General features: G+C 69.0%; 15 protein-coding genes. 2 read left to right on the top strand and 13 right to left on the bottom strand.

Features of this window, described 5'->3' with window-relative positions; genetic code table 11:
• Nucleotides 1-126: 126 nt before the first annotated feature.
• Entirely contained in the window at nt 127-2,460 is a 2,334-nt protein-coding gene (locus tag RQG82_RS15935; protein WP_311259970.1) for a DEAD/DEAH box helicase, read from the bottom strand.
• 293 nt (nt 2,461-2,753) lie between these two features.
• Between RQG82_RS15935 and RQG82_RS15930 the strand changes: the two genes are divergently transcribed.
• A complete protein-coding gene (locus RQG82_RS15930) occupies nt 2,754-3,650 on the top strand; it encodes an aldose 1-epimerase family protein (protein WP_311259969.1) in 897 nt (298 codons plus the stop codon).
• 112 nt (nt 3,651-3,762) lie between these two features.
• On the opposite strand, the gene RQG82_RS15925 is transcribed toward RQG82_RS15930, so the two are convergent.
• The 9 genes from RQG82_RS15925 to RQG82_RS15885 form a co-directional block, all read right to left on the bottom strand.
• The gene (locus tag RQG82_RS15925) at nt 3,763-6,981 is read right to left on the bottom strand and encodes an efflux RND transporter permease subunit (protein WP_311259968.1); all 3,219 of its coding nucleotides are present in this window, start codon (nt 6,979-6,981) and stop codon (nt 3,763-3,765) included.
• Nucleotides 6,982-7,002: 21 nt separating this feature from the next.
• Nucleotides 7,003-7,593, bottom strand: coding sequence for a TetR family transcriptional regulator (locus RQG82_RS15920; RefSeq protein ID WP_311259967.1), 591 nt, complete (start codon nt 7,591-7,593; stop codon nt 7,003-7,005).
• 111 nt (nt 7,594-7,704) lie between these two features.
• On the bottom strand, nt 7,705-8,874 hold the full coding sequence (locus tag RQG82_RS15915; RefSeq protein WP_311259966.1) for a Gfo/Idh/MocA family oxidoreductase: 1,170 nt from the start codon (nt 8,872-8,874) through the stop codon (nt 7,705-7,707).
• A gap of 43 nt (nt 8,875-8,917) precedes the next feature.
• Entirely contained in the window at nt 8,918-9,982 is a 1,065-nt protein-coding gene (locus RQG82_RS15910; RefSeq protein ID WP_311259965.1) for a LacI family DNA-binding transcriptional regulator, read from the bottom strand.
• Nucleotides 9,983-9,985: 3 nt separating this feature from the next.
• Nucleotides 9,986-10,879 carry a carbohydrate ABC transporter permease gene (locus RQG82_RS15905; protein ID WP_311259964.1) on the bottom strand — a complete coding sequence of 298 codons (894 nt, stop codon included), beginning with the start codon at nt 10,877-10,879 and terminating at the stop codon, nt 9,986-9,988.
• Complete coding sequence (locus RQG82_RS15900; protein WP_311259963.1) at nt 10,872-11,831, bottom strand: sugar ABC transporter permease; 960 nt, start codon at nt 11,829-11,831, stop codon at nt 10,872-10,874. Before RQG82_RS15900 ends, RQG82_RS15905 begins: the two co-directional genes overlap by 8 nt.
• Nucleotides 11,832-11,837: 6 nt before the next feature.
• A complete protein-coding gene (locus RQG82_RS15895; protein ID WP_311259962.1) occupies nt 11,838-13,109 on the bottom strand; it encodes a sugar ABC transporter substrate-binding protein in 1,272 nt (423 codons plus the stop codon).
• Nucleotides 13,110-13,277: 168 nt separating this feature from the next.
• Complete coding sequence (locus tag RQG82_RS15890) at nt 13,278-13,637, bottom strand: CrcB family protein (RefSeq protein WP_311259961.1); 360 nt, start codon at nt 13,635-13,637, stop codon at nt 13,278-13,280.
• Entirely contained in the window at nt 13,634-14,023 is a 390-nt protein-coding gene (locus RQG82_RS15885) for a CrcB family protein (protein ID WP_311259960.1), read from the bottom strand. The genes RQG82_RS15890 and RQG82_RS15885 overlap by 4 nt, the downstream gene beginning before the upstream one ends.
• Before the next feature lie 86 nt (nt 14,024-14,109).
• Between RQG82_RS15885 and RQG82_RS15880 the strand changes: the two genes are divergently transcribed.
• A complete protein-coding gene (locus RQG82_RS15880; protein ID WP_311259959.1) occupies nt 14,110-15,639 on the top strand; it encodes an FAD-dependent oxidoreductase in 1,530 nt (509 codons plus the stop codon).
• A gap of 3 nt (nt 15,640-15,642) precedes the next feature.
• Here the strand turns inward: RQG82_RS15880 and RQG82_RS15875 are convergent, their stop codons facing one another.
• From RQG82_RS15875 to RQG82_RS15865, 3 genes are all read right to left on the bottom strand, one after another.
• Nucleotides 15,643-16,467 carry a nitroreductase family protein gene (locus RQG82_RS15875; RefSeq protein WP_311259958.1) on the bottom strand — a complete coding sequence of 275 codons (825 nt, stop codon included), beginning with the start codon at nt 16,465-16,467 and terminating at the stop codon, nt 15,643-15,645.
• A gap of 4 nt (nt 16,468-16,471) precedes the next feature.
• A complete protein-coding gene (locus tag RQG82_RS15870; RefSeq protein ID WP_311259957.1) occupies nt 16,472-16,846 on the bottom strand; it encodes a hypothetical protein in 375 nt (124 codons plus the stop codon).
• A 193-nt stretch (nt 16,847-17,039) separates the two neighbouring features.
• Complete coding sequence (locus tag RQG82_RS15865) at nt 17,040-17,828, bottom strand: MerR family transcriptional regulator (protein WP_311259956.1); 789 nt, start codon at nt 17,826-17,828, stop codon at nt 17,040-17,042.
• Nucleotides 17,829-17,894 lie beyond the last annotated feature (66 nt).

The following is a 17,894-nucleotide window of genomic DNA, read 5'->3' as shown; positions in this document are numbered from 1 at the left end:
TCCTCCCGAGGCGCAGTCTTCCTCCCGAGGCGCAGTCTTCCTCCCGAGGCGCAGCGCCTTGCACCCCGCACATGACGAAGGCCCCACCCCCGCGGATGCGGAGACAGGGCCTTCGACGGTGACGGATCAGGCCGTGAGGTCTGACGCGGTCGGCATGCGGCCGGCGATCTCCTCGATCAGGTCGTCGTTCAGACGAGCGTTCTCGAACGGAGCGTCGATCTCGGCGCGCTGCAGCAGCTCGGTCATGCGACGCTGGCGCTGACGCGTGATCAGCGTCACGACGCGGCCCGTGCGACCGGCGCGGCCGGTGCGGCCCGAGCGGTGCAGGTACGTCTTGTACTCGTCGGGCGCATCGGCCTGCACGACCAGATCGATGTCATCGACGTGGATGCCGCGGGCTGCGACGTCCGTCGCGACGAGCACGCTCACTCGGCCAGACGTCAGGCGCTCGAGGTTGCGCGTGCGCTTGGCCTGGTTGAGGTCACCGTGCAGCGAAACCGCGGGGATGCCGGCGTCGTCGAACTGCTCGGCGAGCATGTCGGCGTAGGCACGGGTGCGGGCGAAGACCAGGGTCTTGCCTGCACGGTCGACCAGCGAGGTGAGGATCTCGGCCTTGTCGCGGTGCTCGATCACGAGTACGCGGTGCTCGATCGTGCTCGACTCCTGGTCTTCACCGGCGACCTCGTAGACGGCCGGGTCGACGAGGAACTCGTCGACGAGAGCCGCGACCTCGCGGTCGAGCGTGGCCGAGAAGAGGAGCTTCTGGCTGCCGTCGGCCGTGTGACGCAGGATGCGCTGCACGGGCTCGACGAATCCGAGCTCGCACATGTGGTCGGCCTCGTCGAGCACGGCGATCTGGCAGTCCGAGAGGTCGAGCTTGCCCTGGTTGATCAGGTCCTCGATGCGACCGGGCGTGCCGATGACGATGTCGACGCCCTTCTTCAGCGCACCCACCTGGCGGCCCTGGGGCACACCACCGTAGATCTGCGTGGTGAAGAGGCCGACGCTGCGGGCGATCGGCTGGATGGTGCCGTCGATCTGCAGCGCGAGCTCGCGCGTCGGAGCGAGGATGATCGCGCGGGGCTTGCGGCCGAATTCACGACGCTTGCCTGCCTGCGACTGCAGCACGCGCTCGACGAGCGGGGCGCCGAAGGCGATGGTCTTTCCCGAGCCGGTGCGACCGCGGGCGAGAACGTCGCGACCCTTGAGCACTGCCGGGATGCTGGCAGCCTGGATCGGGAACGGCGTCGCCGCGCCCATGCCGACGAGGGTCTCGACGATGTTGGATCCGAGACCGAGGTCGCCGAAGGTCACACCGTCGACCTCGACGGCCGCCACGGACTTCGCCTCGAGGCGCTCGTGCACGACGTCGTCCGTCGGCTCGAACTTCTTGGCGGGTGCCGCACTCGATGTGGCGTTCCAGTCGTTGCGGCTGGGTCGCTCGTTGCGCGACGGCCGCCCGCGGGTGTCCGACGTCAACGGGCGGGGACGCTCGGTGCGGTACGCGCCACCGGTCGAGGGACGCGAACGCTCGTCGCGGCCACCCTCGATCGAACGCTGAGTGCGGTCACGGCCGAAGGCACGACGCGCGCGGTCGGCGTCGTAGGAGCGCTCAGGGCGCTCGGCGCCGCCACGGTCATCACGACGCGGGCTTGCGCCACGGTCGTCACGACGAGGACGGTCGTCACGGTCGAAGCGCGGACGCTCGGATGCTGCGCGGTCGAAGCGCGGACGCTCGGTGCGGTCGCCCGAACGGGCAGGACGGTCGTCGCGGTTGAAGCGGGGACGCTCGGACGCGCCGCGGTCTTCGCGCTGCGGGCGGTCGTCACGGGCGAAGCGCTGGCCACCGCGATCGTCGCGGAAGCCACCGGAACGCTGGTCACGGCGGTCGTCACGACCCGGACGTCCGCCATCGCGGTGATCGTTGTCGCGGAAGCCCTGGCGCTGCACACCGGCACCGCGGTCGTCACGGCGCGGACGCTCGTCACGCTGGCCGCCGCGCTCATCGCGGTACGTGCCGGGACCGGTCGGACGCTGGCCGCCGCGGTCATCGCGGCGCGGACGGTCGAAGCCCGTGGAGGAGCGGTCGTTGTAGCGCGGACGATCGTCGCGGTTGTGCGGCGCCTCACGGCGACCCGACTCGGCGCGGTTGCGGATGCCCCGCGACTCATCGCGACCCGCACGCTCCTGCGACGACCAGCGCTGCTTGGGTGCGCCGCCCTCTTCGGCCGGGCGGTAGCCGCGGTGGCTGGCGCTGCGGCTGCCGGGGCGACGGTCTGCGCCGGCGGGCGCGGTGCGCCGCTCACCGGCATCCGCACGTCCGCCGCGTGCGTCACGGGTGTCGCGCGCGCCGTCACGGCCGCCGGTGTGGCGATCGTGGAACGAGGTCTTGTTCGCGCCGTAGCGCGGCTCGAAGTTGGCCGAGGGGCGTCCGCCGCGGGGCTTCTTGTTCTTGGGCATGGGGGTGTCCTTCTGAGTTCTCGCCACGAGAACGGCGCCGCGCACACGCGCGGTACCCTGCGCGCGGTCGGATGCGACCACGCGGGGTTTCCGGACTGTCAGCGGCCGGGGCCATTCATGTGATGGTTGATTAGCGTCGAGCGACGCTCACCATCGGCCCCTGGACTCACACTTCTTACACAAAAACGTCCGCGCACTGCGCGGGTGTCCGAAGCCGACCCATCAAGTGTAGCGGTCGCACCTGAAAGACTCCCCAGCCCCATGGCCGATGCCGGTCCCCATACGATTGCGGAGTGAACTCCGCATCCCCCACCGGCACACAGGTGCACCTCCAGCTCGGCGACGTCAGCGCTCAGATCGCGCAGGTCGGCGCCTCGCTCCGCTCTCTCCGCATCGGCTCCGTCGACCTGATCGCTCCCTATCCGCTCGACTCGCCCACACCCTCGTGCTCTGGGGTGGTGCTCACTCCGTGGCCGAACCGGGTCCGCGACGGACTCTGGAACGACGAGGGCACCGAGCGGCAGCTCGCCATCACCGAGCCGAAATTCACGAATGCGAGCCACGGACTGCTGCGCTTCGCGGCCTACGACATCGCCGAGACCGCATCAGGGGCCACGCTGAGCGCGACGATCTTCCCGCAGACCGGCTACCCGTACCTCGTCGAGACGAGCGTCACCTACGTGCTGCGAGCCGACGGGATCGACGTGACGCACGCCCTGACGAACCGCTCCGCCACCGCGGCTCCGGTCGCGCTCGGAACGCATCCGTTCGTCACGATCGGCGACGTGGATCCCCACGACCTGGTGCTGACGGTTCCGGCGCACACCTCGTTCACCACCGACGACCGGATGCTGCCGACGGGCACCCGGCCCGCTGATGCCCCGCTGCGCGACGGCGTGCGGCTCGGCGACGTCGACCTCGACACCGGGTTCACGGATCTCGACCGCGACGCCGACGGACTCATCCGACACTCGCTGACCGCCCCCGACGGACGTCGGCTCACCCTCTGGCAGGGTGCGGGCTTCGACTTCGTGCAGGTCTACACGACGAACAAGTACCCGGGGCAGTCGCTCGCCGTCGCGATCGAGCCCATGACCGCACCGGCAGATGCGCTGAACAGCGGAGTCGGCCTGCGCCGCCTGAATCCCGGTGAGACCTGGACCCTCGAATGGGGCATCACGCTCGACTGAGCTCGACCGCACCCCGGTTCACGACTCAGCAGGAAAGCGCCGATGCCCGCCCGGAAGACGCTTCCGGCGGGCATCGAGCTCAGTCGTCTTGAATCGTGGACGGCGGGCGCGGCTACTCGCCGCGCTCGCGCAGCTCCCGTCGCGTCAGCTGGTTCGCGTGCGGCAGTCCGGAGTCGGAAGCGCCGCCGGCTGAGGCTCCCGCGAGGGCCAGACCGTCAGCGGGCACCGGTCCATCCGACGGCTGGGTGCCGCCGGACGGCGCAGACCCGTCATCATCCGAACCCGCCTTGCGGGCCCGACGCCGCTCCTTCGCACCCTCGACCAGGTTGTAGAGCGTCGGCAGCACGATCAGCGTGAGCACGGTCGACGAGAGGAGTCCGCCGATCACGACGATCGCGAGCGGCTGCGAGATGAAGCCGCCGTGACCGGTGATGCCGAGCGCCATCGGGGTCAGCGCGAGGATCGTCGCGAGCGCCGTCATGAGAATGGGCCGCAGACGCTTCTCGCCACCCGCCTTCACGGCAGCGAGCGTCGACAGTCCCTTCTCCCGATACTGGTTCACGAGGTCGATGAGCACGATCGCGTTCGTCACGACGATGCCGATCAGCATCAGCACACCGATCAGCGACGCGACGCCGAGCGGCACGCCCGTTACGATCTGCAGCAGGATCGCACCGGTCGCCGCGAACGGCACCGACACGAGCAGCAGCAGCGGCTGCCGCAGCGACTTGAAGGTGGCCACCATCACGACGTAGACGATCAGGATCGCGGCGAGCATCGCGAGTCCGAGCTGCGAGAACGAGTCGGCCTGCTGCGAGGCGACTCCGCCGACCTCGGCCGATGCGCCGTCGGGCAGGTCGACGGCCGCGAGGGCCTCGGTGACCGACTGCGTCGCCACGGCGAGGTTGTCGGATGCCGGGGGCACCGTGATCGTCGCAGTGCGGCGTCCCTGCTCGGTGGTGATCGATGTCGGGCCGTTGCGCTCCTCGACGGTGGCGATGTCCTGCAGCTGCACCACACCGGTCGCGCTGGGGATGGTCAGCTCGCGCAGCGCCTGCGCGGTGGCCGGCGGCTCGGAGGCTGCGAGGTAGATCGTCAGTGCGGTGTCGTCGATCTCGACGGTTCCGACCTGCTGCGGGCGCATCGTGTTCGACACGATCGATCCGACGGCCACTTCAGACAGCCCGCGCTGCGCTGCGGCTTCGCGGTCGACGACCACTGCGAGGTACGGCAATGCTGCCGCGAGGTTGTCGGTGACCTGTCCGATGCCCTCTCGTCCGTCGAGCTCGTCGATGACGGCGGTCGTCGCGGTCTGCAGGTCTTCCGAGTCGGATGCCGAGACGGTGATCTCGATGTCGCTCGAGCCGAGTCCGGCAGATGCGGCGACAGACACCTCGCCGACGTCGGTGAGTCCTTCGATGGCATCCTGCACATCGGTTCGGAGCTTCTCCTGGTCGGCATCCGCGTCGGTGAGCACCGAGTAGGTCACGCCGGCTCCTCCCGAGAACGCGTCGCGCAGAGCGGATCCGCTCGAGCCGATCGAGGCCTGCACGTGGGTGATGCCGTCGATGTCGAGCAGTGCGTCTTCAACGGCGATCGCCGCCTCCGACTTGGTCTCGAGGCTCGCGGTCGGACCGAGGTCCTGCGTGACGGTCATGGTGTTCTGGCCCGAGTCGCTGAGGAAGTTGATCTTCATCAACGGTGCGGCGGCGAGCGTCGCACCGAGCACGACGACCGCGAGGATCACGGTCAGCCCTGAGTGCTTCAGCGTCCACCCGAGGATCGGGCGGTAGGCCCGCTGCAGCCGCGTCGGCGGCGCGTCAGGGTCTTCCGGGTCGATCTGCACGCCGTCGTCGTCGAGCAGCGGCTTGCCGGGGCGGAGGAACCAGTAGGCGAGCACCGGCACGATGGTCAGCGACACCAGCAGCGAGGCGACCATGGCGATCGACACGGTCATGGCGAACGGCCGGAACAGCTCGCCGACCATGTCGCCGACGAACACGATCGGCAGGAACACCGCGACGGTGGTGATGGTCGACGACGTGACGGCCATCGCCACCTCGCGCACGGCCAGCCGGATCGCGTCTCCCTTGTCGGCGTCGCCGACGTAATGCCTCTTGATGTTCTCGATCACGACGATCGAGTCGTCGACCACGCGGCCGATCGCGATCGTGAGCGCGCCGAGGGTGAGGATGTTCAACGAGTAGCCGAACGCCTGCAGGCCGATGAAGGTGATCAGCACACTGGTCGGGATCGAGATGGCGGTCACCAGCGTCGAGCGGATCGACAGCAGGAACACCAGGATGACGATCACCGCGAAGACGAGTCCGAGCAGGCCCTCGGTGGCGAGGGTCTCGATGGACTGCTGGATGAACGGCGCCTGGTCGAAGATGATCGTGAACTCGGCGTCGGGGAACGCCTCTCCGATGGTGTCGAGCGCGGCGATGACCCCCTGCGACACCTCGACGGTGTTCGCCGCCGGCAGCTTGGTGATCGAGATCGAGAGTGCGTCCTCGCCGTCGACGCGCGAGATCGACGAGATCGGGTCGGTCTCCTGCACGACGGTGGCGACGTCGCCGATCGTCTCGGACGTGCCGACGAGCGGCAGCGCAGCGAGCTCCTCGACCGAGGTGATCTTCGCACCGGTCTGCACGGTGAGCGTCTGACCGTTCTCGGTGATGTCGCCGCCGGGGAACAGCGTGCCGTTCTGCTGCAGCGCCGTGGTGATGGCCTGCGTGCTCTGACCGACTGCCGCGAGCTTCGCGACGTCGGGCGTGATCGTGATGCGCTGGCCGACGCCGCCGATGATCTCCGCGGCGTTGACGCCGTCGACGTCTTCGAGCTCGGGGATCGCGACGCTCTGCAGCTCCGCCTGCGCGTTCTCGGCATCCTCGAATCCGGTCACCGCGACCTGGATCACGGGGAAGTCATCGATCGACACCGTCAGCACCTGCGGGCTCACGTCTTCGGGCAGCTGACCCGAGATGCGGTTGATCGCCTGCTGGATCTTCTGCTCGGCCGTCGCGAGGTTCGTTCCGTAGGCGAACGTCGCCTGCACGATCGAGGCGTTCGTCGTGCTCGTGGCAGTGGTGCCCTCGAGGCCCGGAACACCCTGGATCGCCGACTCGATGGGCGTCGAGACGTCGTTCTCGACGACCTCGGGCGAGGCCCCGGGGTAGGTCGTCATGACCATCAGGTTGGGCAGCTCGAGCGACGGGATGAGCTCCTGCTTGAGGTTCGTCAGAGCGAGCCCGCCGAACACGGCGGCGACGATCGTGATCAACGCGATCAGTGCGCGGTTCTTGAGGCTCAGGACGGCGAGGTTCGACAAGGCGGATTCTCTCTCTGCTGATCAGGCGGATGCTGCGGCGGTGGATGCGGGGGTGGACGCCTGAGGAGTGAGGATCCCGGCGAGGGCGTCGCGGATGAGCTCTTCGTCGAGCGGCTCGTCGTGGATCTGAGAGTGCCAGAGTACGCCGTCGATGAAGACGGCTGCGGCCCTGGCCCTGTCGACTCCGTGAACGGGGGCGATGAAGCCCACGATCTCGTCGGACCAGAGTCGGGCGAACTGGCGGACGCGCGGGTCGTGCACGGCGGCGGTGACGACGGCGCGGTCGGCCTGCACCGCGCGTGCGTCATCGAGCCCTCGGCGCACCAGGCGTGCGAGCCCTGCGGGCGTCACTCCCTCGATGACCACGGCCTGCCGAGTCGCGTCGATGCGCGCCTCGATCTCGGCGGCCAGCGCCCCGATCGCCGCCTCGCGCAGATCGTCGAGGGTGGCGAAGTACTGGGTCGTCGAGCCGAGTGGGACCCCGGCCCGCGCGGCGACCTTGCGATGGGTGAGCGCGTCGACGCCGATCTCGACGATCAGCTCGGCGGCCGCGGTGACGATCTCGCGACGGCGCGCTTCAGGATCACGGCGGCGGCGTATGCCATCGCTCATCCCAGACCCCCTGCGCGATCACCCCTGTACGGGCGTACATGTACGTTTGTACATTCTGCATTCCGAACCTGGGGGTTCGCCCTGGGGACTCGCCTGTGCGGACGCCGCCGGCTATTCGACCTGCCCGCGCTCGAAGTAGGCGACGAGGTCCTCGTCCAGCTGGGGGACCGTGATCGCCGACCCGTCTCCACGCAGCGACTCGGTGGCGAGGATTCCGGCCGCCACCGCCTCGCGTGCGGCCACCGGCGAGGTCTCCGTGAGCCCTCCGTCGCGCACGAATCGCAGGAACTCCGCCACCAGCAGCCCGTCGGCGCCGTCGTGTCCGGCATCCGCCGCCTCGGGGACGATGAACGTCTCGTCGGCGTCTGCGGCGCCGCGGTGACGGCGGTTCCACAGTCTGACCTCGCTGCCCGCGGTGTCGCCGACGTTCTCGATGCGACCCTCGGTGCCGATCACCGTGTAGTTGCGCCAGTAGTCTGGCGCGAAATGGCACTGCTGGTACGAGGCGAGGATGCCGCCGGACAGGCGCATGTTGACCATCGAGATGTCCTCGACGTCGATCACGGGGTTCAGCCCCGTGAGCGACGTGGGCGGCCAGTTGTCGACGCTGAACCAGTCGGGCATCCGCTCACCGGTGCGATCGCGGCGGTCGGTGATGTCGCCGTAGACGCTGAGCTCGCCCATCGCCGCGACCTGCTGGGTGTAGGCGCCGGCGAGCCAGTGGATGATGTCGATGTCGTGCGCCCCCTTCTGCAGCAGCAGCCCCGTCGTGCGGCGACGATCGGCATGCCAGTCCTTGAAGTAGTAGTCGCCGCCGTGCCCGACGAAGTGCCGCACCCAGACGGCCTTGACGTCGCCGATCCGCCCGTCCTGGATGAGGCCGCGCATCAGCGTGATCACCGGCATGTGCCGCATGTTGTGTCCGATGTAGAGGCGACTGCCGGTGCGGCGGGCCGTCTCGAGCATGGCGTCGGCGTCGGCGAGGTCGATCGCGAGGGGCTTCTCGCAGAACACCGCGACGCCCGCTTCGAGGGCGCGGATGCTGAGCGCCGCGTGCGTGTCATCGGGTGTCAGCACCATGACGGCGTCGATGCCGGAGGCGAGCAGCTCGTCGAGCGAGTCGGTGACGAGAGCATCCGGAAGCAGGCGGCGCGCGTCGTCGCGGGCGCGCTCCGACGGGTCGCAGACCGCGGTGATTCGCGATCCCTGACCGGGGCGGTGCACCTCCTCGCGCAGTGTGGCGCGCGCGCCGAAGCCGATGATTCCGATGGTGAGATCCACGGTGGTCCTTCTGAGAGTAGAGATGTGCGCGCAGACGGCAGCGTCAGCGCGAGTGTGAGGTGGGGACGTCGAGGTCAGTCGACGCCCCGGGGAACAGCGACCAGGCGAACTCGTGCAGCGTGCCGGCCGAATCGTCTGCGGCGAGCGCGCGATCGATGATGATGCGCGCCTGTCTGTCGTAGAAGTCGGTCGGGCCGACCGTGGTCAGAGTGGGGGCGATGAGCTGCGCATCGGGGGTGTTGCCGACGCCGATCACGGCGACGTCGTGCGGCACTCGGAGCCCGAGCATGTGCGCCGCGTTGATCGCCGCGATGGCCGCGAAGTCGGTGGTCGCGTAGATCGCAGAGGGCCGGTCGTCCTTCGACAGCAGCTCCACGGCCGCGGCGAACGCGCTGGCCTGCCCCTCGGTGTAGGTGACCGTCCAGTCCGGATCGACGTCGAGTCCCGCGCCAGCCATCTTCTCGAGGTACGGCGTGTATCGGGTGACCTGCGTCGGGGCGAGGCGCACCGCGCCCTCGGCGGCCAGGCACCCGATCGCCGTGTGGCGCTCGAGCAGGTGCTCCATCGCGAGCTCGCACCCCGGGATCGCGTCCGAGCGCACCACGTCGAAACCCGCCGGTTCGAGGTGCTCCGAGAACACGACGAGCCGCTGTCCGCGCTGCACGAGGTCGGCGAGCTTGCGCTCGGCATCCTCGTCGATGCCGACGCCGTCGAGATAGGCGACGTCGCTCTCGACCCGGTCGAGAGCCGCATGCCAGTCGCCGTCGGCGAGGATGAGCGTCGTGAGGCCGTGCCTGTTCGCCTCGACGTTCACGGCGTCAGCCACCGCGAGCGACCACGGGTCGCTGAGCATGTGCAGCGACAGCTGCACCATGCCGCTGCGGCCGGTGCGGATCGTCCGCGCCGCGATGTTGGGCCGGTAGTTGAGCTCCTCGGCGGCGGCGAGCACCTTCGCCGCTGTGGCCTCGGCGACGCCGGCCCCCGACGCCGCACCCGAGCGCCCGGAGAACACGTACGACACCGTCGCCGTCGAGACACCGGCGCGCTCTGCGACCATCCTGAGAGTCGGTCGCCGCGAGGTCGTCGACTGCTGCCTGCGCTCTGCCATCGGTCAGCCCTTCGATCCGCTGAAGGCGATGCCCTGGATGAACTGCCGCTGCAGGATCATGAAGGTGACCAGCATCGGCAGGGTCGCGAGCAGCGCTCCAGCCATGAGCACCGGGTAGTCGGTGCCGTGGATGCCGACGAGCTGCGAGAGCCCGACCGACAGCGGCATCTTGGCGGGGTCGGTCGTCACGATCAACGGCCAGAGCAGATCGTTCCACGACCACAGCACAGTGAACACCACGAGAGCGATGATGCCAGGCTTCGCGAGCGGAACCATGATCCGCCAGAAGGTCTGCCACGGATTCGCTCCGTCGATGCGTGCCGCCTCCTCGAGTTCGGCGGGCATCGACATGAAGAACTGACGCATCAGGAACGTGCCGAAAGCACTGAAGATGCCGGGCACGATCAGCGCCTGCAGGGTGTTCAGCCAGCCCAGCGACTGGATGATCTCGTACTGCGGAAGCAGATACAGCTGCGACGGAACCATGAGCACCGACAGGAAGACCACGAACAGCGCGTTGCGGCCGGGGAACGGGATGCGGGCGAACGCATAGCCGGCCATCGTGCACAGCACGACCTGACCGACCGTGCGCCCCACGGTGAGCAGCACCGAGTTCAGGAACATCTGCCCGAAGGGCATCGATTCGAAGACCTCGGCGAAGTTGGTGAACACCCACTCGCGCGGGAGCAGGCTCGGCGGCACCTGCACCGAGTCGGACAGCGTCTTGAACGAGGTCAGCAGCTGCCAGATGAACGGGAAGACCATCAGGATCGCGCCGGCGAGCAGCGCCACGTGCACGATCCAGATCGCCCGGTTACGGGGCTTGCCCGGACGACCTGTCGAACGGCCGGTCGGGGCGCCGATGATGGCGCGAGTGTCGAGCGAGACCTCACTCATAGTGCACCCACTTCTTCTGCAGACGGAACTGCACGACCGTGAGCACCAGGATGATCACGAGCAGCAGGAAGGCGATGGCGGCGGCATACCCCCGGTCGTTGTCGAGGAACCCCGCTTCGTAGAACAGGTACACGACCGTGCGGGTGTTGGGCATGGCCGGGTTGCTGCGGCCGAGCATCATGTAGATGAGGTCGAACACCTGCAGAGCGCCGATCACGCTGATGACGCTGACGAAGAAGATCGATGGGGACAGCAGGGGGATCGTGATCGAGAAGAACTTGCGCACGGGGCCGGCACCGTCGAGGTCGGCCGCCTCCATGATCGTGTCGGGGATGCCCTGCAGCCCGGCGAGGAAGATGACGATGTTGGTGCCGAGACCCGCCCAGATGCCGACGACAGCGATGGCGACGAGGGCGGTGTTCGGGTCGGTGAGCCAGCTGCGTCCCTCGATGCCGACCGAGCCGAGTGCCGCGTTGAGCACGCCGTAGTCGCCGTTGTAGATCATGCGCCACACGAGCGCGATCGCCGCGGGCATCGTCACCACCGGGATGAAGTAGAGCGTGCGGTAGGCGCTGCGCCCCTTGAGCCCTGCGGTGTTGAGCAGAGCGGCGATGCCGACGGCCAGCGGGATGCCGATGAGGGCGATGACCGTGTAGAGCGCGGTGTTGCGCAGGGCGCCGATCAGCTCAGGGTCCTGGAACAGGCGGGCGTAGTTCTCGATCCCCACCCACTCGGCCCCGCCGAAGGGGCCGGACTTCGTGAACGAGATGATGAGCGTGCGCACCGTCGGCCACAGGTAGAAGACGGCGATGCCGAGTGCGGTCGGTCCGAGGAAGACCAGAGCCCACCACGGGGAGGCACCGGGATTGCGTCGCCGGCGGCGGATGCCGGGGCTCGAGGCCTCCGGCATCCGCTCTGCCTGCGCGCGCGTGGGTGACGCGACGGCGGTCATGTCCGTTTACTCCTGCTCGGCATCCAGCGCGGCCTGCATCTGCTCGGCGAGATCCTTCAGCCCCTCTTCAGGAGCGACGGCGCCCGACCACACCTGCGAGAGGACCTCGCTCTCGATGCTGGTCCACGCCGACGTGTTCTTCGAGACCGGGTAGGGCACCGCGGTGTCGAGCGCATCGATGTAGACCTGCAGGTCGTACTGCGGCAGCGCGTCGACCCACCCCTGCTGGGTGCCGTTGAAAGCGGGGATCACCGTGCCGGTCTCGGCCTGGATCTCGGCGGCCTCCTCGCCGCTCGCGAAGGCCGCGAACGCGGTGGCCTCGGCCACGTGCGGGCTCTTCGCGTTGGCGACGTTGCCCACGCCGTGGATCACGCTCTGGTTGCCCTCCGGCCCCTCGGGCAGCGGCGCGACGTCGACCTTGTCGGCGATGTCGGCGTTGTCTCCGTAGGCGATGGCGGCCCACGAGCCGTTCTGGAACATCGCGACCTTGCCCGAGAGGAAGAAGTCCTCTGGATTGGTGTCGGTCATCTGCTGGGCTGTCGGCGACGAGCCGGCCCCGATCAGGTCGGTCCACAGCTCGATGCCGGCGAGCGCCTCCGGCGAGCCGTAGCCGCTCTCGGTCCCGTCTGCCGAGATGACCTCTCCGCCTGCCTGGGCGATCGAGTTGTAGAAGTTCTCCTGCCCGTACTGGCTGGCGGCGACACCGAACTGCCCCGTGGCAGGGTCGGTCAGCGCGGCGGCCGCCGCAGTGAAGTCGTCCCAGGTCCAGTCTGCGGTCGGGTACTCGACGCCGGCCGCGTCGAAGAGCTCCTTGTTGTACCAGAGCGCGACGGTGTCGAAGTCCTTGGGCGCACCATAGAGCTTTCCGTCGAAGGTGTAGAGGTCGATGAGCCCCTGAGGGTAGTCGGCGGCATCCACCCCCGCGTCGTCGAGCGGCGCGAGCTGGCCGTTCGAGGCGTAGAGCTGGAAGTTCGGGCCGTTCATCCAGAACACATCGGCCGCGGATCCACCGGTCGCCGCGGTCTGCAGCTTGGTGAAGTACTCCTTGTACGGCGTCACCTGGATGTCGATCGTGACGTTCGGGTTCTCCTTCTCGAACGCCGCGGCGATGTCCTCCATGGCGGGCTTCTGGTTCTCGTCCCAGATGGCGTAGCTGAGGGTGACGTCGCCGCCGGATGAGCTCTCACCCCCGGTCGACGACGAGCAGGCGCTGAGCGCGAGGACAGCTGCCGCAGAGGCAGCGAGGGCGCCGAGGGCGCGGCGGGAAGTGCGGGGCATCGGTGTCTCCTTCGACGGTGCAGGGGATCGTCGCTGCGTCGGGATCTCGCGTGTTAAACGATTAGCAGTTAAACGATTAGCAAGGAGACTAGCCCGAGCGGTCGCGGGGCGCAAGCATTGATTCAGACCACCGGCCGAGGCCGGCGCGGGTGCCGGCCGGCCAGCGGGTCAGAGCAGCGAACCGAGCGCCAGCCCGAGGCCGGCGGCGAGGAGCCCGAGCGCCAGCATCCCGACGGCGTTGAACGCGGATGCCCGGCGTTCGCCGTCGCGCCAGAGCGCGACCGTGTCGAGCATCGCGGTGCTGAACGTCGTGTAGCCGCCGAGCAGACCGGCGCCGAGCAGGAACGCGCCGTCGGGCAGCGCGGTGGTCACGAGACCGAGCGCGAACGATCCGCTGAGATTCACCACGAGGATGCCCCACGGATAGCGTCGGCCGGCGACCTTCGCGACACCGAGGTCGACGATGTAGCGCAGCACGGCCCCCACACCTCCGGCGAGCGCAGCGCCGATGAAGAGCAGCGGCGTCACGAGTCGCCCCCGACTCGGGCAGCGGACGGACGCGGCCGCCCGAGCCGCAATCCCCACGCCGCGGCAGCGAGGCCCAGCACGAGACTCCCGGCGGCATAGGCGAACGCGACCAGCGGAGCGGCAGACCACAGCCCGACCGCACCCGTCATGAAGGCGCTGTAGGTCGTGAAACCGCCCAGCACACCGGTGCCGAGAAACACCCGCAGCCCCGTGGTCCGGGGCAGCCGCGCGGCGAGGATCCCGATCAGCAGCGACCCGAGCACGTTGACCGCGAGGGTGCCGATCGGCAAGCCGCCGGCGTCGGGCATCCCGAGTCCGACCGCGAGCCGCGCCGCCGTGCCGATGCCGCCTCCCGCGAAGACGAGGAGGAGGCTGCGGAAAGTCACGCGACAACTCTAGCCGCGACGTTGCAACGCATCCGTCGATTGTCAACCCGGTGGGTGTCACGCGTTCGGAGGCGAAGACTGCGGTCATGAAGCCACTGTGGAAACTCGACCGGACTCCGCCCATCGGCACACCGTTCGACCCCGGCGCACGGCACGACGTGATCATCGTCGGGGCGGGCCTCACCGGCCTCACCACCGCCGTCATGCTCACGCGCGCGGGGCTCGACGTGGCGGTGATCGAGGCGGGCGAGGTCGCCGAGCTCGCGACCGGCGGCAACACCGGCAAGCTCACACTGATGCAGGGCAAGCGGCTCGCCGAGATCCGCAGGCACCACTCCGCCTCTCTCGTGCAGGCGTACGTCGAGGCCAACCGCGAGGGCATGGACTGGCTGGTCGGCTTCGCCGACCACGCGGGAGTCAGCTACGAGCGGCGCACGGACCACTCCTATGCGCAGGATCCGAACGGCGTCGACTCGGTGCGCGAGGTGCACGAGGCGGCCCGCGAAGCGGGCCTCGCGACCAGGATGCTCACGCGCGCAGAGCTCTCGGAGGCGGCATTCCCCGTCGTCAGCGCGGTCGCCCTCGACGACCAGGTGACCATCGACCCTGCGCTCGTGGCGCAGGCGCTCGCGGACGAGCTGCTCGCGACCGGCGGCACGTTGCACACGGGAGTCCGGGTGACCGCCACCCACGTGCTTCCCGAGCCGCGCGTCGAGACCCCGGTCGGACCCATGTTCGCCGAGCACATCGTGATCGCGACGGGATATCCGATCCTCGACCGCGGGCTGTACTTCGCGAAGATGCGCGCCTTCCGGTCGTACTGCGTCTCGTTCCGCGTCGCAGGTGACGTCCCGGAGTCGACCTTCATCTCGCTCGACTCCCCCAGCCGGTCGATCCGTCCGGTCTCTCCCGCCGACGGCCCCGGCGGCACGGCGCAGCTCATCGTCGGCGGCAACGGGCATCCGGTCGGGCGCTCCGACAGCGAGGCCGCCGCGGTCGACGATCTGATCGACTGGACGAGACAGTACTTTCCGGATGCCGAAGAGACGCACCGCTGGTCGGCGCAGGACTACGAGTCGCACAACCAGATCCCGTTCGTGGGTGCGATGCCGCGGGGGCTCGGCAGCATCCGCTTCGCGACCGGATACGCCAAGTGGGGCCTGTCGAACGCGCCGGCCGCTGCTCTGCGCCTGACGGCCGAGATCCTCGGCGCCAACTGGCACGATCGGCCGTCGTGGATGGTCAAGCTCGGCACGAGACTGACAGTGCCGGCCGATCTCGCCAGAGGAGCCGCCGAAGGAGCGAAGGTCGCGGCCGCCGCGACGAGCGGATGGGTCGAGGCCGAGCGCAACCCCGTGCCGGTTCCGAAGCCGGCGGAGGGCGAGGGCGTGGTCGCCAACCGCAGCGGACACCCGGTCGGCATCTCGACGGTCGGCGGAGTCACGCGCGCGGTCTCTGCGGTGTGCCCGCACCTCGGCGGCGTGCTCGACTGGAACGACGCCGAGTGCACCTGGGACTGCCCGCTGCACGCCTCGCGGTTCGCCGCCGACGGCACCCGCATCGAGGGTCCGGCGCTGCAGGATCTGAAGGCGCTCCCCCGCAAGAGCGGGGGCTGACGCTCAGCGCGCCGGCGGTGCGCCCGCGCCCGCCGGCGGCGCGTCCCAGCCCTGCTGGGGTTCGTCGCAGGTCTCGCGGAACACGTACTGCGAGGCGAGCTTGCGCTGGTGGCTCGACCAGTCGATCGCCGGGCGGCGCTGCTCGGGGGGCAGGTAGCCGAGGCGGTAGACGGCCATGAGCTCGAGGTCGTCGGGCACTCGCAGCAGCTTCACGATCTCGTCCCATCGGCCCGGAACCTCCATCGGGAACGAGATGAACTGGATGCCCATGCCGAGCTCGACCGTGGTGAGCCAGACGTTCTCCATCGCCGCGCCCATGCTGAACACCGAGTAGAACGACGAGAGCTGGCCCGGCCGGTACTCGCTGCGATCGAGCATCACACCGAGCAGCAGCGGCGAGCCGCCGACCAGCTTGTGGTTCTCCTCGCCCAGGGTCTTGGGCACCCCGAACGTGTTCATCAGCTTCTGACCGCGCTTCGTGAACACCTGACTGGTGAAGGGTCGGAGGGCCGCGGGGAGCTTGTCGAACAGCATCCCGCTGCGCTTCTCCTCCATCTCGGCCTGGCTGAAGCGGAAGTACGGCTTGTAGCGCTCGAAGAACGTGCCGTTCGACATGGCCTCGGTCATGCTCTCGCCCGAAATGCGCGCGATCTGATCGATCGTGTCGCGGTTCTCGATGACCACGAACCGCCACGGCTGGCTGTTCAGCTGCGAGGGTGCGCGACCGGCCGCCTCGAGCAGGATGCGCTGATGCTCCTCCGACACCGGGTCGGGCAGGAACGGCCCGTTCGTGGTCTTGCGGCGGCGGATGGCGTCGAGCAGTTCCATGCGTTCACTTCCGGTCGGTGGTGAGGCGCGAGCAGATGAGGCCCGCGACGATGAAGGGGGCCGCGGCGAGCGCGACCAGCGGATGCCGTCGGCCGTGCGAACCCAGGTAGGGGATGGCCGCGAGCGGGGCAGCGGCCGGCGCGAGCGCCAGTGCGGCACGGCGGCTCGCGTGCTTCGGCCGGCCCCAGAGCACCGCGGAGAACGCGGCGGCAGAGGTCACACAGGTGGCGATGTACATCGCGTGGTGCAGCCAGCGGTAGCCGCTGGTGTCGATGACCCTGGTCGCGACGGCTGTGCCCAGCGCGCAGTTCGCGGTGTAGGCGACAGCTGCGGCGGCGAACAGCGGCGCGGCGTCGGTGCGTCTGCGGCGGGGGGCCATGCCCCGACCCTACGCCCACCCCCGGCATCCGTTCTCGGCCTTGCCGTGGTGTCTCGTTCTGTGCAAAGCCCGCCCGCGCCATGCGGGGTCAAAAGCGCACCGCCCGCGCCATGCGGGGTCAAAAGCGCACCTGAATCGGTCGATTGCGATGCGCTTCTGACCCCGCATGCGCCAGCGGATGCCGCGCGGCTGCTTAGAGGTTGCTCTCCGCGTAGATGCGGAGTGCGTCGCGGACGAACTCCGCTCCCTGAGTGCCACCGGCGGACGTCGCGTAGTTCGCGCCGAAGCGCGGGTCTGCGACGTACATCTCGCCGAGCCCGATCACGTACCCCTTGGCGTCGCCGCCGGGCACGGCCGCGGGGGTCCCCGGGATGCCGGTGAGCCACTCGACGTGGCGGCGAGCGACGTCCTGAGCCTCGGCGGATGCCGGGTCGATGCCGCTCTCTGCGGCGGCGATCCAGTCGCGACCGAGGTCGGAGACACGCTGCTGCCAGTCGGCGCGCTCGGCGTCGGTCATCCCGCGCCACCAGCGGTCACTGTCGGCGTAGGCCTTGCGACCCCAGCGCTCTTCGACCTCCTCCTTGTACCGGGTGTGGTCGAATCCGTCGAACATGTTCTCTGCCATGAGTTCTTCACCTCCTTTCAACGCGTTGATGGTGTTCTCGACCGACGCGATCTGTCGCGCCAGCCGGTTCTGCTCCTCGCGCAGCAGCGCGAGGTGGGTTTCGAGAGCTGACTCCTCGCTCTGCCGCGGGGTCACCGGGTTCAGCACCTCGGCGATCTGCGGCAGACCGAGTCCGAGCTCGCGCAGCAGCAGGATGCGCTGCAAGCGCACGAGCGCGGCCTCGTCGTAGTGGCGGTAGCCGTTGTGCGCGATGCGCGACGGCGACAGCAGGCCGACGTCGTCGTAGTGACGCAGCGTTCTGCTGGTGGTGCCGGCGAGTCGGGCGATCTCCTGGATCGACCAGTCGCGACCTGTCATGGCCTCCTCCTTCCGTGGAACCCGTTGTTCGATGGTTCAACGGTAGAAGTTGACGTTGCGTCAATG

The organism is Microbacterium sp. WCS2018Hpa-9, assembly GCF_031843745.1.
GTDB lineage: Bacteria > Actinomycetota > Actinomycetes > Actinomycetales > Microbacteriaceae > Microbacterium.
The sequence above is the reverse complement of the archived record's forward strand: the minus strand, read 5'-3'. Positions and strand labels throughout refer to the sequence as shown.

Bases quoted from the DNA above. Each gene is read 5' to 3' on its own strand.
- RQG82_RS15935 (WP_311259970.1), bottom strand. From the start codon at position 2,460: ATGCCCAAGAACAAGAAGCCCCGCGGCGGACGCCCCTCGGCCAACTTC.
- RQG82_RS15920 (WP_311259967.1), bottom strand. From the start codon at position 7,593: ATGAGCGATGGCATACGCCGCCGCCGTGATCCTGAAGCGCGCCGTCGC.
- RQG82_RS15910 (WP_311259965.1), bottom strand. From the start codon at position 9,982: ATGGCAGAGCGCAGGCAGCAGTCGACGACCTCGCGGCGACCGACTCTC.
- RQG82_RS15905 (WP_311259964.1), bottom strand. From the start codon at position 10,879: ATGAGTGAGGTCTCGCTCGACACTCGCGCCATCATCGGCGCCCCGACC.
- RQG82_RS15900 (WP_311259963.1), bottom strand. From the start codon at position 11,831: ATGACCGCCGTCGCGTCACCCACGCGCGCGCAGGCAGAGCGGATGCCG.
- RQG82_RS15895 (WP_311259962.1), bottom strand. From the start codon at position 13,109: ATGCCCCGCACTTCCCGCCGCGCCCTCGGCGCCCTCGCTGCCTCTGCG.
- RQG82_RS15880 (WP_311259959.1), top strand. From the start codon at position 14,110: ATGAAGCCACTGTGGAAACTCGACCGGACTCCGCCCATCGGCACACCG.
- RQG82_RS15875 (WP_311259958.1), bottom strand. From the start codon at position 16,467: ATGGAACTGCTCGACGCCATCCGCCGCCGCAAGACCACGAACGGGCCG.
- RQG82_RS15870 (WP_311259957.1), bottom strand. From the start codon at position 16,846: ATGGCCCCCCGCCGCAGACGCACCGACGCCGCGCCGCTGTTCGCCGCC.
- RQG82_RS15865 (WP_311259956.1), bottom strand. From the start codon at position 17,828: ATGACAGGTCGCGACTGGTCGATCCAGGAGATCGCCCGACTCGCCGGC.